Raw genomic sequence first — 15,898 nt, forward strand, 5'->3', positions numbered from 1 at the left:
CCTTTGAACATCTTCAAATAGATCCTTGAGCGAAGTAAACTTGGAAATAATCCCCTGGGCCTCTTTGTCGTTTTGTAATTTATATAAACTAAGGAGATATTCTTCTCCTATTTCAGAATGAAGGATCATTTCAGCTAATCCATCAGCCTGATGTAAAATGTCGATGATTTCCATAGTAGCAAGCATTAACAAGCTCACCTCCACAACCATTTTACCATTTCTCCCTTTTAGATGCTAATGGTTTGATTAAATCGAGGAAGTGATATGTACCTCAAGCTCTTTTTGCAGCCCTGTTTTTTCACCTGCACCGTTCAAAATCTCCAGCTTTATTTTATGCATGCCATTCGGGACATCCTTTACGATAAATGCTGCCGTTTTCATATCGACTTTCTTTTGATTATCAATAAATACGGACACAGTTGCCAATTGTTCAGGATTTGATTCAGAAAAACCATAGTTTTTCAAGTAGCACTCAACATAGACGGAGTTGCCTTTTACAAATGTTTTTACCCGAAAGTCCTCATCTGAGTTTTGGATGCTCGATACAGTGGTGGCAGCCTCTAGTGTAGAAACACCTTGTATGGCTACTCCTGAGTTTTCAGGTTCAGGTATTTTCTTGCCACAACCCGTCGCTGCCATCAACACTGTTAGAGCCAATATCAACTTTCTCATTCCATCGTCCCCCTTTTRCCTTTATTGTTCGCCAAAAGGAGTAATTTACTCTTACTTTCTTCATTCACTTGGAGCATTCATTGCTTGAAACATATGAAGCATCATTGAGGCAACCTGAACGCTTTCCGAAAATTTAGAGACCCGATGTGGAATCGACTTCTCAAAATAATATTTAGCTTCGGTTTCAAACACATCCACTTCATGTGGATTACGCATTAATCTTTTGTACCATGCAGGCTGAACCCTCAAATAATTTCGCATATCTTCGTTTGTTTGAATGAATTCATATATATTCTGGCGCATGAAAAACCCTCCTTAATCTTTGGTGAATAAAAAAGGGTTAGCTCTCTGCTCTTTTTCTTTTGGGGGAGGACTGGTATCACCTGATTTATTCCCTTGGAAAGCAGATAGCACTCCTTGGATTGCACCGATGGCCTGATTGGCATTCGTAATATATTGTTGAATCTGCCCCATATCCATGTTTTTAACGGCATTCATTAACGAACCGATCAACTCAGTGCTTTGGTCTCCCTTTTCAACCGGCGGTGATTGAGATCCTGTATTCTCTTTGGGCTCACCCACACTGCCGTCAGCCTGCCAGCGTGGATGATCTTCTCCGAGTAAATACCACTCTTCAAAAAGTTCCTGCCATGTTGCTTGTTTGCTTCTCACTTCATTCACTAAATGAGGATGTTCCTTTACAAACTCCCGAAATCCATCCACGGAGGGCCGCTTTCTTTTTGCCATTACTCTCACCTCACACTTAGACATCGCCTATTGCACCATATGCTAAAGGTAGATAAAAAGTGCATAAATTCCTTTACTAACGTAATGGGGCGTGACTGCGGAATCCAAGTTCGTTATGTAAAAACCTCCATTGGCAAACGATCCTCATCGAGGGGAATGCAAATGGTTGGGACCTTTTAAAATATGATCCACAACAAGAAAACGGACCCAAACCGGGTCCGTTCAGTTTTTAGACAAAAGGGGTTCGGAATTAAAAAATTCCGAACCCCTTTTTGAAATCCCCTTTGAATTTCCCCCTAATGTTCAGAGATTGGGGCTCTACGAGCCCACTATGTTAGGCTATTTTTGGACCTTGCCATGTCCAATTGGCCATCTACTTTAAATTAATGGCAGCGAAAGTAAGCATCGCCTGCATCGACAATTTTTTAAGTCCCCTTAAAGTAGTCCAACGCATACCATGCTTTTCTTTTGCATCTGCGAATACACCAATCGTTTCTTTACGCTTTGCATATATAGGTTTTACATCTTGATGATGACGCAGATGATCTGCTTYTTCCACATGTGTTTGCCAGATATGCCGTGTCACCACTTTTTGACAGTCTTTGGTTCTGTACACCGAGATAAAAATGAGCATGTTGCACAGATGTGTTTTGGGGATTTATACTCGCGATAGCCCTCTTTATTTGTTGTTGAATACTTTAATAGCTCTCCCGAAGGGCAAAGGTAACAATCAAAATGTTCATCGTATACATAGTCCTTTTTGCGGAAAAAAATCCTTCTTTGGTACGAGGACGTGTATAAGGTAAAGCGGGTATGATTTTTTTGTTAAACAGGTAGCTTGTAATCGCTGGTGTTTTATAAGCTGCATCTGCGGCAACGGCTTCCGGTTTTCCAACTTTCTCAATCACTTKTTCAACTAGTGGCTCTAAGATCTGACTGTCAYGTGTATTTCCAGGTGTTACAATCGTTCCCAATACAAAACCGTTGCGGTCTGCGGCCGCGTGGAATGAATAGGCAAACCGTTTTGTTCGCTCATCTTTCACATAGTAGCCACTCACAGAATCCGTTGTACTTTCTTTAATCTCTTTGGTCTCTTCTTTATCAAATTTATCTGGTGGAAAAGGCTTTTTTCCATGGTTTTCACGATTGATCTTGATTGATTTCTTCTTGAAGACGTCMTTGATACGCTCGTGTTTCTTTACGAACGATTTTCTTTTCAAATTTCCGTTTATTCGCACTGGCTTTCACATGTGTGGAATCCACGAAAACGTGTTCAGCACTTATTAACTTTTTATTAGCAGCTGTCATTAAAATGCGATAGAAAATCTGTTCAAACAGGTCTGTATCTTTAAAGCGTCGCTCATAATTTTTCCCGAACGTGGAGTAGGAGGTAACTTTATCATGGAAACCATAGCCTAAGAACCAACGGAAAGCCATATTTGTTTCAACTTCTTCAATCGTTTTACGGCATGGAACGATACCCAAGGTATTTTGAATGAAAGTCAGTTTAATTAAAATAACTGGATCAATACTTGGGGCGTCCTACCTCTGAATACATATCTWTCACCAAGTCATAAATGAAAGTGAAGTCAATGGCAGCCTCCATTTTACGAACCAAATGGTTCGGTSGCACCAGTTGATATAAAGTAATCATTTCAAGTTGATCTCGCTGAATAGAATCATGTTTAGAAAGCATCCTCATCACCTCAGGTTTTAATACTTCTATTTTAAAACAAAAATGACTCCAGGCAAAAGTGTTCTATCTAAAWGGTAAGACAAAGTTGATTGGAACGGAAGGTACGAGACTCCTGCGGGAAAAGCGCGTCTAGGGGAGACCCCGCAGGCGAAAGCCGAGGAGGCTCCCCGACCGCCCGCGGAAAGCGAGTGCCCTACGTTCCAATCAACGTCCAAATTGTACAAGCCATAAAAATAGACAAACTCGATTTTTATCRAGTTTGTCTACATTCTGAACGGACCCAAAGGGTCCATATTTTATCTCTTTATGAAATTCTGGGTGTAATAATTTTTATATACCCCGACGCCCAGACCTGTAAATTCCTCGTTCAGCATAGCATCCCGATGTCCTTTGCTATTTAGCCAACCTTCCATGACAGCAGCTGCATCCACATAATGGGCTGCTATATTTTCACCTGCCGCCCTGTATTTCACATGACCTGCATCAAGACGATTTTCCAAATCCCCCTTTGTTTCAGAAACATGGGTTCCTTCAGGGGTGTCCTTCATTTCCCTGCTATGAAGGTAAGCAACCTCCGCAGTAGCGGCATCCCATTCTAAAGGCTTCAAATCAAATCTGCTGCGCATGATATTCGTAATATCGAATATTTGCTGCTCATTTCCATCTTCCACTTTCGCCATGTCCTCATCTGAAAGGTCCTTAACTGTCACAAGTTCACCATGATAGGTCAACTCATACGGCTTTTGTTTCAATAGGGCGGAATCATTCAAGAATCGGATGCTTGAAACAGTACCAGTGAACTTATCCAAATAAAGCTGAACATTAATATTCCCTAAATCAATTAACGGCCTCATGTTCATATCTTCCTCCGACAATTCAAAACGATAGGAACTGTGACCAACTTCAATATCAACAGTTGGTTCCACATATAAACTGGAATAGATGGCATCAATCGATTGTCCAATTTTAAAAGGAGCGACATTGACCTCATCACCGATTCCATAAGCAGATACCACTTTTTCATTTTCAACGGCTAATTGGAAATAATGATTATAGTCCTTTTTATAAACCCACCATTCATATCCATAGGCAGACAAATCAATTCGATCCGGCTTACCGTATTCCCTTTCTATCTCTTTTGCATTTTTCCCGATCGTTACTGCCAGACCTTCTGTCACTTCAGTAACCCCTTCCTTTTCAGAGGAAGTGCTTCTTTCATTTATATGTCCATTGGGGTTAACACCTTTGTTACCATCAATAAGGGGGTTCCCTTCATCTTCATCGCCGATATTAAGATAAATACCGATTACGAAAAAAATAATGATTAACACCAACACCTTACCTAAACTGCGCAGAGGAACACTCCCTCTCTCTATCTAATTTATGTATCCAATGCAAAAACCTTTCTTTCCTGATTATATCACTGTTCAATCATATTTTTCTAATTTACGTTAGACTGCCCCTTCATTAAATTTATTTTAAAAATGGAACTTTTGTGAATGATTAAAATACCATGGTTGAGTTCATTGCAACTTCCACCATTTCGTACTATTATAAAATATAGGATAAAATGGTATATTATAAACATACTTGGAGATTTTTAATATATTCATGTACATAATATTTTCCCGGTATGTCATTTTAATTCTCAATAGTAAACATAGGAGGTACTACTCGTGAAATTTGAAAGCTTTGGAATCGAAAACATCACAGCCGACTTAAACCGATTAGATGACCTAATGCCGCAATATGGTTTAATACGAGCAGAACAATGGGATTACGAAAGAGTAAGTTACGATCGTAAGTTCGAATTAAAAGAAGGCACGTTTTACCTGAGAATACTTGGCTATGCTACAGAGGGCGATGTTGGCGCTCACAGGGCCGTCATCAAATTAATGGTTCCTCTATTAGGAAAACATTATTATCCACACGGAGTTGAATATGGTGAAGGGGAGGATTTTCCTGCATCACTAGTTAAACAAAGTGAAAAAATCCTCGCTCAAATCAAAGAAGAACTTACGCAATTCAACGGCCTATAAAAGCCGTCAGCGAAAAGTGGTACAAAGAGAGAGGATCATGTGTGATGCTCTCTTTTGTGTATCCAATACAAAAGCCTGATGCTTTTTTTGCACCAGGCTTTTTTGTCACTTTAAAATCCTAGGATCGCCTTTATTAAAGATGTTGTTTCGCCGCCATGATAAATCACATAAAGCAGGATGTAAACAGCTACTCCAGTAATCCCAGTGAAAAACCAAATGATGCTTGTCGCCGGCCCGATTTTTTTATGAATGGCGAATTTACCTTTAAACCCAGTGGTAAGCATGATGATCCCCAAAACAGCTCCAGTTGTTGCAAGCGTTATATGGAAAATCAAAAAAATCGTATAATAAATTTTTATGTCATCGGGTCCGCCAAACGACGTACTACCAATGAAGACCGTCCGAGAAAGATATATAGTGAAAAAGATCACCGCAAAAACCGCAGCTGCCATCATGGTTTTTTTATGGGTCTCGATTTTGCGCTGTTTAATTTGATACCAGCCTATTGCAACAGTGATGGCACTTAATACAATGAAGGCTGTACTTATCGTTGGAAGGATTGGTAAAGACATATGAAATGTAGTCCTCTCTATATTTATTAATCAACTACCATTTTATAAGAGGCAATCATAAAATTCAATAAAATCAAGGATTATTAACAGAATGCTCACTTTTATAGAATACCCAAGTCAAATTACTGGCTATTTGCTTTAATTCGAAAATCAGGTAAAGTCAGATAAAAGACTTGTCCGCCCCAAGACAAGTCTTTTATCGTACAATTATTCTGCAGTCTGAAAATCCGAAGGTATAGGATCGATATCATTTTGGCCGCCATTCTCCTTTTTGAACCAAGCAAAGAAAATGACACCCAATACATAGCCTAATACGATTTCTTGAATCACTTTCATCAGAACCCCGCCAAGCTGTTGATCCTCAAGCAATGGCAGTCCATTGAACATTTCCGGACCACTGAGCGTTAAACCGGATAGTGCGGAAGCCGGAACGCAAAGTTCCATGGCACTGGCCCAAGATTCCGCATTGGTGAATGTATCATACATCGGATCATTAGCAAATATGATTAAAGCACAGGCAGGGGTCATTAGAATGCCACTGCCGAATATATAAGCTACTTTTTTCACACCTGATAGACTTTCACGTTCGGGCAGTTGATTGACAAGCGGGAACCACATCAAAACAGCGGTCGTAAATAAAAGGACCGTGTATCCGGCATGAATCCACATCCCCGTTTTGATAAAGTCGAATACTAACGGGATATGGTACAACGAGAAAAGAACGTTAAATAATAAAAGGGCGATAAGAGGTCTCGTGAAAAACTGAAATAACGGCTTCACTCCCCTTGAATTTATGAGTGTTCTCATAAGCCAATCTGGAATCGCAATGATAAATAATGGCGGAATCACGAGATAGAGCAGTGCCATTTGAAACATGTGGGCACTGAACATGATATGGCTCAATAAATCCAGCGGCGATCCTTTTACCACATAAAGAAGGAACATGGCTATCAAAAAATAAGTTGCCTGTTTGACGGAAAGCGGTGAGCTGCCCGGAAACTTCCCCCTTTTTTTTGTCACCAGCCAAAAATAGCCAACGGTAATAAGTACGAGGGCGGCAAAATAATAAGGACTCCACAAAGCGCGAAATCCAAAAATATCAATAGACAAAAAAATCACCTCGTTCATGAACTTTTTCTTACTATCCATTATACCTAAAATGAAACATTGTAACAAATATAGATAAACTTGGATGAGAATCACCACATAAAGAAAAACCGGCTATCATTCAATAGCCGATTTTCTTTATGGTTTATATCCAAACAATCGTTAGGAACACTAGGACCGTTATCAAGCCCACTGCAAGGCCGGAAAATAAGAACAATGCAATGGTGCCATGCCCTTTATGCTTCATGTGCATGAAATAATACAATTGGAAAATCACTTGTACAACTGCCAGCAGCAAAATGACCGGTTTAATGAACCAATGTGAAAAACCCTCAATTCCTACTGCAGCAAAAGCAAGTAATGTAAAGAAAATCATTAGTGTAAATGATATTACTTGGTGTTTCATCTCTTCAGCATTTTTCTTACGGCGATATTTTAAATCGACATTCGGGTTCGCTGAATTTGATTGTTCATTCGCCATCAGTTATCCCACCATTCCCATTAAGTATACGACAGTAAAGATAAATACCCAGACTACGTCAATGAAATGCCAATATAGACTCGCAACAAAAAATTTAGGAGCGTTATACAAATTCAAGCCCCTTCCTGCATTACGAACCATAAGAGATATTATCCAAACCAAACCGAAAGCAACGTGTCCTCCATGAAAACCAACTAACGTATAAAACGCGGAGCCGAAGGCACTGCTCGTAAAGGTATGATGGAATTCATGAACATAGTGATTAAATTCATAAATCTCGAGTCCAAGAAAACCAAAACCAAGTGCAACCGTAATCACAAGCCAAGCTTGCATTTGTTTAAAGTGGTTATTTTTCATATGGTACATTGCATACACACTGGTCAATGAACTGGTCAGTAACAGCATGGTTGCTACAAAAGTAAGTGGTAATTCGAATAAATCTTTAGCTAAGGCTGCATCACCATTTGGAACTTTATCCTTCAATGCTAGGTAAGTTGCAAATAGTGAGGCGAATAAAACAGTCTCTCCACCAAGAAACAACCAGAAACCTAAATACTTATTTTTACCTTCTAAAGTCGCTTTCTCGGGAGAAGCAGGCCAAGTGGCATCCGTGAATCTTTCATCTGTTTGCATTATGCCTTACCTCCCTTGTCTTTATCGTCCATAAGATCTGCTTTATGAATATGGTATCCATGATCGTCTTTAACTGAACGAATAAACATTGAACCAAATGTCACCAAAAGTCCTACTATCATTATAGGCAGGGTCCATGTCTTATCATCCATATGGTATAAAGCACCGAATGCAGCGATAAATAAACCTGAAGCAATCGTTAATGGAAGAATAGATGAATTTGGCATATGGATATCCCCAAGTGGTTCTGCAGGAGTCATTTCCTTTTTCCCTTCCATTTTTTCAACCCAGTAAGGATCTAATCCGCGGACTAACGGCAGTTGTTTAAAATTATAAAAAGGCGGTGGTGATGGAATGGCCCATTCTAGCGTACGGCCATCTCCCCAAGGATCATTGCCGACCTTTTCATTCTTCACAGATGTAATGATGATATTGATGACCATAACCAAGACACCAAATGCCATCAAAAAGGCTCCCACAGTACTAATCATATTACCTGTATTAAAGCCTTGATTGTCCAAGAATGTAAATACGCGACGAGGCATCCCCATCAAACCTAAGAAATGTTGAATGAAGAATGTTAAATGGAAACCAATCAAGAACGTCCAAAATGTGATTTGCCCCAATTTTTCGCTTAACATTGTTCCAAACATCTTCGGCCAATAGAAATTGATCCCTGCCAATAAACCTAATACAACCCCACCGACGATTACATAGTGGAAATGGGCAACAACGAAATAACTATCATGGTATTGATAATCAGCAGGTGCAGATGCGAGCATGATACCAGTCACGCCGCCCATTGTAAATGTAGGAATAAAGGCAACTGCATAAAGCATCGGAACCGTGAACTTGACGCTTCCTCCCCACATCGTAAAAATCCAGTTGAATATCTTTATACCTGTCGGTACAGCGATAGCCATGGTCGCCACGGCAAAGATTGCATTTGCGATCGGACCTAGACCAGTGGTAAACATATGGTGCGCCCAAACCATGAAACCTAAGAAACCGATTAAAACGGTTGCAAATACCATCGATGAATAACCAAACAATCTTTTTCTGGAGAAGGTAGCGAAAATTTCAGAAAAAATACCGAACGCTGGAAGAATCAAGATATATACTTCCGGGTGACCGAATATCCAGAATAAATGCTCCCAAATGATCGTATTTCCCCCTGCCGCTACATCAAAGAAATTTGCACCAAACATCCGATCGAACATCATTAACACCAATCCCACGGTAAGCGGAGGAAAAGCGAATAATATCAATGCAGAAACAACGAAAGTTGACCAGGTAAACAGCGGCATACGCATATATGTCATACCTGGCGCACGCATATTAATGATGGTTACTAGGAAATTGATTCCTGCCATTAGTGTTCCAAAACCTGATATTTGTAGTCCAAGGACGTAAAAATCAATGCCATGGCCTTCGGAGTGAAGGGATAGTGATGCATACGATGTCCAGCCTGCATCGGGAGCCCCCCCTAAAAACCAGGAAAGATTTAAAAAGACTCCCCCAAAGAAAAACAGCCAAAAACCTAATGAGTTCAAAAATGGGAACGCAACATCACGTGCCCCTATCTGTAATGGCACAACCGCATTCATAACAGCAAATACCAATGGCATGGCCGCCAGGAATATCATTGTCGTACCGTGCATGGTCAAAATTTCATTATAAAATCCGGCACTAACGAAGTCATTATTTGGGATTGCAAGCTGGATACGGATAAACATCGCTTCCAAACCGCCGATTACAAAGAATAACCCGCCAGAGATAAGATATAGAATGGCGATTTTCTTATGGTCTACCGTCGTCAGATAATCCCAAAGCGTAGCGCCAAATCCTTTTTTATTAGCGTAGGTACTCACGATTTAACCTCCTTAATCAATGTTCTATTTGTCTTCCACCTTAAGCTCTAATAGATAAGCTGCCAGTGCATTAATATCTGAATCCGAAAGTTCACCGTAAGTACCGGTCATCGTGTTGCCCGGTTTATACTTCTCAGGATCCTTGATCCATTTCTTCACATTCTCTTCCGTATGATCCAATACGCCAGCAACTTTTTCACGCTCACCGAATGTAGCCAGATTCGGAGCCTGACGAGCAGCTTCAGGCCTGCTGTCATTCGGCGTCACCGCATGGCAGCCTATACAACTTTGATTAAAGACAGCTTCACCCTGTTTGGCCAGATCGCCTTCAACGACAGGTTCCTTCGAGGCTTTCATATCTTTAGTCCATGCTTCAAAATCACTTTTAGACTTCGTTATGACCTTAAAATCCATCAAAGCATGTGAAGGACCGCAAAGCTCAGCACATTTTCCGTAGAATACGTTGTTCGAATCTTCTGCCTTTTCACCATCGAATTCTAAGAAAAACTGATTGACCCCTTCTGTATTTGTATCCATCTTCCCTCCGACAGACGGTACCCAGAATGAGTGCTTAACATCTGAAGCAGTTAGATTGAAGTACACTTTTCGATCTGTCGGCACAACCAAATCCTGACTTGTTACGACGCCAAGGTCTGGATATTCAAACTCCCACCAATAAAGGTTTGCCCTAACATTCACGACAAGTGCATCCTTCGTCTTTCCATCCTTATCTTTCTTATCCATTGCCTTTGTGTCGGCTAAGTCAAAAGTCGTGACGACGGTTGGAACAGCCAGAACAATTAAAAGAAGGATAGGAATAACAGTCCAGATAATTTCGAGTTTATGACTTCCTTCAATTTGTTTCGGTATTGTTTCGTCGCCTTCCTTCCGACGGAAGCGTAGTATAACTACAACAAACAAAATAATCACAACAATAATAACCAGTACCATGATTAGTGTACTCAATATCAGTAAGTCATACTGAGATTGCGCAACATCGCCAGCTGGCTTCAGTGCGGATAGAAATGGTTCGCCGCAGCCCGAAAGGACAAGTCCTACAATTCCCAGCAGAGCAATTAGGCGCCATTTGTGCAGCCTTTTTTTCATAGCTTCAGAAACCCCTCTTTCGTCAAAATTTTCTCACAAAAATAAAAATGGGCGCAATTGCGAATATTCTCTCTATGTCAATTTCTAAAAAGAAAGAATCCCTAATCTAAGGAATTATTAAGTTGATCCATGTAACCGCTCTTATGTATGCCCCTGTTGGTTCCGTTAATATGTATGAATGGCGGTAAGTGCTTTATTTATCAGTAAACTGGAGCCTGTAAAAGAACAGGCCGCCAGTTTATTTAAACCAAATCTAGATCAGTGTGACAATAACCATCGCTACAAATAAAATGGTCATATAATTTAGAGAATATACAAACATGGATGTTGCCCATTTAACATCGTCTTTCTTTTTATACCCCTTAATTCCCAAAATAAGCCAACCTGTGCTCAATAATGCAGCAAGAATAACTAGCGGTGTTCCTAATGGAGTTAAAAAGAAAGGAATGAACATTAAACAGATGATCCACAGCATAATCGATCTTTTTGCAGCCTTGAACCCTTTTACGACCGGAAGCATAGGTACTCCAGCTGCACGATATTCTTCGACACGCCTCATTGCAAGTGCATAAAAATGAGGAGGCTGCCACAAGAACATGATCGCGAACAGGACCCAGGCGATCTTATCAAGGCCCGGGTCGACCGCAGCCCACCCGATAAGCGGAGGCACCGCTCCGGATATACTGCCTATTATCGTATTCGAGACAAATCTACGTTTGAAAACCATAGTATATAAAACAACATAGGCGAAGACGCCGAATGCTCCCAGTATGGCAGTTGTCATATTAGTCAATGCAAGTAAAATCAGCCCTGCAGCAATTAAGCCGAAACTTAACGCCAATACCTTTGAAGGCTGTACTTTCCCCGTTACCGTTGGACGGTTTTTCGTTCTTTCCATTAAATGATCGATATCACGGTCATAATAATTATTGAAACTGCAAGATCCCGCCATTATGAGCGCCGAACCAGCAAGTGTATAAAACACTACATCTAGATTGCTTAAGAAGCTAAGCCCCGAAAAATGAAGAGCTAACCACACGCCGGTAAAAGCTGTAATTATATTTGAATTGACGATCCCCACTTTTATAAGTGCGAGAAAATCCTTCCAAGCTGTTGTTTCAGGTATATCCGATTGAAGGGCGGCTTTACTGTCCTCCATGACAGCTTCTGACAAACCCCTTGTTTCTGACATTTGTTTTCCTCCTTTAAATCATTCAGCACAGACGCAAATGCAAAAAAATACTTACATATGCTATAGAACATTATTTCATACTTTTTGATATTTGTAACCAAGGAAGCGTAAACAAAAAGTAAATTATTTACCAATGACTGTCGTCAATGGAATCCATCGAGAGCTATCATTCTTAATATCATGCTTAATAACAGTAAAATTTAGTAAAATCATTTCTTCAATATATTAAAACACATTTTTGGAAGCTTTTGTGAAAATTTTTCGGATATTTTTGACCAATTTGTGTCTCAATAATTTACTGCTCTTGTAAGATGTTCATCAAGAACATGAATAGTATGCTATTATCATCATCCCCTAGGCTTATTCCCTATTTTGCTCCTACTTGAAGGTTTACACTCCCTTTATTTCTATCAAAGTCTTTTGTAACTTTCAACTATTTCAGGCATTTTAATTAATAGTTATAACATTAACTGAACTTGTAAAATCATTCTATTTTGTGTAATATCGAGGAAGTTCGACAAATATTATGAAAAATCTTATGCTATTATTATTTTTATGGAACAAACCTAATTTGCTACAGAGAAAAAGGTGGGACTACTAGTGAAATCGTCTCTTAAATGGTTTGCTGTTTTAACAACGATTGTAATGCTTTTCATCTTACTTGGCGGCGCTTTAGTCACGAAGACGGATTCCGGCATGGGATGCGGCAGGTCCTGGCCATTGTGCAATGGCCAATTGATCCCGGACAAAATCACGATTGAATTGGTCATTGAACTTTCCCATCGTCTCGTTTCAGGTGCTGGAGGATTCTTGGTTTTAATTTTATCGTATATGTCTTGGAAAAAAATCGGCCATATCCGTGAAGCACGTTTCTTATCCGTCCTTTCTTTTGGTTTTCTGTTACTACAAGGGTTAATCGGGGCCGCTGCCGTCATTTGGTCACAATCCGATTTTGTCCTTGCCCTTCATTTCGGCATATCGCTCATTTCCTTTGCTGCCGTCTTTTTACTGACATTGTTGATTTTTGAAGTAGACAAGAAGTTCGAAGCCGAAAAACTTATAGTTGACAAACGAATGAAATTCCATATCATTGGCGTATTGATTTTTTGTCTCGTAGTCGTATATACAGGTGCTCTTGTAAGGCATACAGAATCAAGTCTTATATGTAAGGATTGGCCTTTATGTGTAAATGACAGCCTTGCGCTCCCCTCTAACCTTTATGAATGGATTCAGATGGGACACCGTGCAATCGCAGGCGCCATTTTCATTTGGGTATCGTATGTGGCTTATATCGCAAAAAAACATTACAAAAATCAAAAAGTGTTATATGGCGGTTGGATGGCTGCATTCATTCTCGTATTTTTACAGGTTACCGCTGGAGCCTTCATCATTTTCTCAAGGCAAAACTTATATATCGCATTGACACACGCATTATTCATTGCCTGCTTTTTTGGTGTAATGAGCTATTTGATGCTATTGACATCAAGAAGCAAAAAAAATGCACTGGCCAAGCAAAAAAGAAACTCCACGCACACAGTCAAAGGACAGGATGAAAAGGACATAACACCAACAGTACCCGCCCGTTAATTTCTGATTGTTCAATCAATAATATAATAAGACAAAACAAGAACCACCATTCCCYGGGGAATGGTGGTTCTTGTTTTGTCTTAAGATACCGTGGATTGCCTTGAAAGAGGGTGTAGGGCAGCTTGAAACCTCAAGCATACCCCATATACCCTAAATCATTCAGAAGGTCACAGTCAGCGATATTACTTAGTTATTTCAATCAATAAGTCCCCAGTACTGATCGCTTCTCCATCTTTTACATAAATATCTTTGATGGTCCCGGAGAATGGTGCTTGCACGGTGGTTTCCATTTTCATCGCTTCCGTAATGATCAGGTGATCACCCTGCTTGACCTGATCTCCTTTCTCGACCACTACACGAATTACCGTACCTGGCATTGTCGCACCGATTTGTTCTTTATTTTTTGGATCAGCTTTTACTTTTGATACAACGGAAGATTTAATGTTTTCATCCTTGATGATCACTTCACGTGATTGACCATTCAACTCAAAATACACAACCCGTGTTCCATCAGCCAATGGCTGGCCGATTGAAACCAATTTTACGATAAGCGTTTTACCCTTTTCGATTTCAACTTCGATTTCTTCCCCTAGCCTCATACCATATAAGAAAGTCGCGGTATCGAGGTTGGAAACATCTCCAAACAGCTCAATCGTTTTATTGTAGTCCAGGAATACTTTTGGATATAGGGCATATGCAAGCACATCGAAATCAGTGACTGCCCGTCCCAATTCCTTGAATAATTCTTCTTTAAGTGCTGCAAAGTCCACTTCTTCCAATAACTCACCCGGTCTTACTGTTATAGGTTTCTTCCCTTTCAGGATAACTTCCTGAAGCTCTTTAGGGAATCCCCCAACTGGCTGACCTAGATAGCCTTCGAATAACTCTATGACTGAATCAGGGAAATCGATGGATTTACCTTTTGTCAGAACATCCTCTTCAGACAGGTTATTTTGAACCATGAATAAAGCCATGTCCCCAACAACTTTGGATGAAGGAGTCACTTTAACGATATCGCCGAACATTACATTGACGCGCTGATACATCTCTTTCACTTCATGCCAGCGGTCCCCCAGCCCAACTGCTTTGGCTTGCTGCTGCAGATTACTATATTGACCGCCCGGCATTTCGTGTTTGTAAACCTCGGTATGAGGTGCATTCATTCCGCTTTCGAAGTCATGATAGAATTTCCTGACCTCACCCCAGTATTCTCCTAAACGCTCTAGTGAATCGACTTCCAACTTAGGCTGTCTGCTTGAACCCTCCAATGCATAATGAAGGGTTTGTACACTTGGCTGCGAAGTCAGTCCAGCTAAAGAACCAATCGCCGTATCAACGATATCCACACCGGCTTCAATCGCTTTAGAATACATGTAAATGCCATTTCCGCTTGTATCATGAGTATGCAAATGAATCGGAAGGGATGTCGATTCTTTCAGTTCCGAGACAAGGCGGTAAGCAGCATCAGGCTTCAAGAGCCCGGCCATATCCTTGATCGCTAAAATATGGGCACCGGCTTGTTCCAATTCCACCGCCATATTTTTATAGTAGTCGATATTATACTTGCTGCGTGTTGGATCATTCAAGTCCCCTGTATAACAAATGGCAGCTTCTGCAATTTTGCCGGATTGACGGACTGCATCAATAGCCAATTCCATCCCTTTAACCCAGTTTAAACTATCGAAGATACGGAAAACATCAACGCCTGCATCCGCTGATTTCTCTACGAATTCACGAATGACATTATCAGGATAATTCTTATAACCAACTGCATTTGAAGCCCTTAAAAGCATTTGTAATAGGACATTCGGTGCTTTTTTCCTGAAACTTAACAGCCTGTCCCACGGATCTTCTTTCAAGAAACGATAGGCGACATCGAAAGTTGCCCCGCCCCACATTTCCATTGAAAATAAATCAGGAAGCAGTTTTGCTGTAGGTTCTGCGATATCAAGGATATCTTTCGACCTGATTCTCGTCGCCAGTAAAGATTGATGTGCATCACGGAAAGTCGTATCGGTGATCAATACCTCTTTCTGTTCTTTGATCCAATTGACCAGTCCCTCTGCTCCCTGCTCTTCAAGTATATTTTTTGTACCCGAGATAAGCGGCAAGCCACCAACATTAGGAATCGGTGCTGGATCAAAAACAGGTTTTTTCTTTTTCTCGACTCCCGGGAATCCATTCACGGTCACAT

Annotated in this window: 19 protein-coding genes; 2 read left to right on the forward strand and 17 right to left on the reverse strand. The window is 40.5% G+C overall.

The window, feature by feature from the left end:
• The 9 genes from AC1DVB_RS19835 to AC1DVB_RS19875 all read right to left on the reverse strand — a co-directional run.
• On the reverse strand, nt 1-186 hold a 186-nt coding region (locus tag AC1DVB_RS19835), incomplete at its 3' end, for a YlbF family regulator (protein WP_477590617.1).
• 60 nt (nt 187-246) lie between these two features.
• A complete protein-coding gene (locus tag AC1DVB_RS19840; RefSeq protein ID WP_057278458.1) occupies nt 247-672 on the reverse strand; it encodes a hypothetical protein in 426 nt (141 codons plus the stop codon).
• A gap of 60 nt (nt 673-732) precedes the next feature.
• The gene (locus tag AC1DVB_RS19845) at nt 733-975 is read right to left on the reverse strand and encodes a YlbE-like family protein (RefSeq protein WP_034313959.1); all 243 of its coding nucleotides are present in this window, start codon (nt 973-975) and stop codon (nt 733-735) included.
• A 12-nt stretch (nt 976-987) separates the two neighbouring features.
• Nucleotides 988-1,419: a YlbD family protein gene (locus AC1DVB_RS19850; RefSeq protein WP_034313961.1), complete on the reverse strand. Its 432-nt coding sequence runs from the start codon at nt 1,417-1,419 to the stop codon at nt 988-990.
• 373 nt (nt 1,420-1,792) lie between these two features.
• A complete protein-coding gene (locus AC1DVB_RS19855; protein ID WP_477590604.1) occupies nt 1,793-2,053 on the reverse strand; it encodes a transposase in 261 nt (86 codons plus the stop codon).
• Between the two features lie 64 nt (nt 2,054-2,117).
• Complete coding sequence (locus AC1DVB_RS19860; RefSeq protein WP_477590606.1) at nt 2,118-2,462, reverse strand: transposase; 345 nt, start codon at nt 2,460-2,462, stop codon at nt 2,118-2,120.
• Nucleotides 2,463-2,559: 97 nt separating this feature from the next.
• The gene (locus AC1DVB_RS19865) at nt 2,560-2,904 is read right to left on the reverse strand and encodes a transposase (RefSeq protein WP_477590608.1); all 345 of its coding nucleotides are present in this window, start codon (nt 2,902-2,904) and stop codon (nt 2,560-2,562) included.
• A 40-nt stretch (nt 2,905-2,944) separates the two neighbouring features.
• Complete coding sequence (locus AC1DVB_RS19870) at nt 2,945-3,115, reverse strand: transposase (RefSeq protein ID WP_477590610.1); 171 nt, start codon at nt 3,113-3,115, stop codon at nt 2,945-2,947.
• A gap of 296 nt (nt 3,116-3,411) precedes the next feature.
• Nucleotides 3,412-4,446 (reverse strand): CAP domain-containing protein, encoded by a 1,035-nt coding sequence (locus tag AC1DVB_RS19875; RefSeq protein WP_235568391.1) that lies wholly within the window; start codon nt 4,444-4,446, stop codon nt 3,412-3,414.
• 345 nt (nt 4,447-4,791) lie between these two features.
• Between AC1DVB_RS19875 and AC1DVB_RS19880 the strand changes: the two genes are divergently transcribed.
• On the forward strand, nt 4,792-5,154 hold the full coding sequence (locus tag AC1DVB_RS19880; protein ID WP_034313973.1) for a YugN family protein: 363 nt from the start codon (nt 4,792-4,794) through the stop codon (nt 5,152-5,154).
• A 110-nt stretch (nt 5,155-5,264) separates the two neighbouring features.
• Here the strand turns inward: AC1DVB_RS19880 and AC1DVB_RS19885 are convergent, their stop codons facing one another.
• From AC1DVB_RS19885 to cyoE, 7 genes are all read right to left on the reverse strand, one after another.
• The gene (locus tag AC1DVB_RS19885; RefSeq protein ID WP_057278459.1) at nt 5,265-5,726 is read right to left on the reverse strand and encodes a DUF420 domain-containing protein; all 462 of its coding nucleotides are present in this window, start codon (nt 5,724-5,726) and stop codon (nt 5,265-5,267) included.
• A 207-nt stretch (nt 5,727-5,933) separates the two neighbouring features.
• Nucleotides 5,934-6,836 carry a cytochrome c oxidase assembly factor CtaG gene (ctaG, locus tag AC1DVB_RS19890; RefSeq protein ID WP_057278460.1) on the reverse strand — a complete coding sequence of 301 codons (903 nt, stop codon included), beginning with the start codon at nt 6,834-6,836 and terminating at the stop codon, nt 5,934-5,936.
• A 142-nt stretch (nt 6,837-6,978) separates the two neighbouring features.
• Nucleotides 6,979-7,314, reverse strand: a complete 336-nt coding sequence (ctaF, locus tag AC1DVB_RS19895) for a cytochrome c oxidase subunit IVB (protein ID WP_034313978.1) — start codon at nt 7,312-7,314, stop codon at nt 6,979-6,981.
• Between the two features lie 3 nt (nt 7,315-7,317).
• Nucleotides 7,318-7,947: a cytochrome (ubi)quinol oxidase subunit III gene (locus tag AC1DVB_RS19900; protein ID WP_034313980.1), complete on the reverse strand. Its 630-nt coding sequence runs from the start codon at nt 7,945-7,947 to the stop codon at nt 7,318-7,320.
• Entirely contained in the window at nt 7,947-9,818 is a 1,872-nt protein-coding gene (gene ctaD / locus AC1DVB_RS19905; RefSeq protein WP_057278461.1) for a cytochrome c oxidase subunit I, read from the reverse strand. Before ctaD ends, AC1DVB_RS19900 begins: the two co-directional genes overlap by 1 nt.
• Before the next feature lie 24 nt (nt 9,819-9,842).
• Complete coding sequence (gene coxB, locus AC1DVB_RS19910) at nt 9,843-10,925, reverse strand: cytochrome c oxidase subunit II (protein ID WP_057278462.1); 1,083 nt, start codon at nt 10,923-10,925, stop codon at nt 9,843-9,845.
• A 253-nt stretch (nt 10,926-11,178) separates the two neighbouring features.
• On the reverse strand, nt 11,179-12,117 hold the full coding sequence (gene cyoE / locus AC1DVB_RS19915) for a heme o synthase (protein ID WP_034313989.1): 939 nt from the start codon (nt 12,115-12,117) through the stop codon (nt 11,179-11,181).
• A gap of 600 nt (nt 12,118-12,717) precedes the next feature.
• On the opposite strand from cyoE, the gene AC1DVB_RS19920 reads away from it, so the two are divergent.
• A complete protein-coding gene (locus tag AC1DVB_RS19920) occupies nt 12,718-13,704 on the forward strand; it encodes a COX15/CtaA family protein (protein ID WP_034313992.1) in 987 nt (328 codons plus the stop codon).
• A 182-nt stretch (nt 13,705-13,886) separates the two neighbouring features.
• Here AC1DVB_RS19920 and AC1DVB_RS19925 read toward each other — a convergent pair.
• Nucleotides 13,887-15,898: pyruvate carboxylase (locus tag AC1DVB_RS19925; RefSeq protein ID WP_477590615.1), on the reverse strand; the 2,012-nt coding region annotated here is incomplete at its 5' end.

It is taken from the genome of Peribacillus sp. P4_D6, assembly GCF_056401795.1.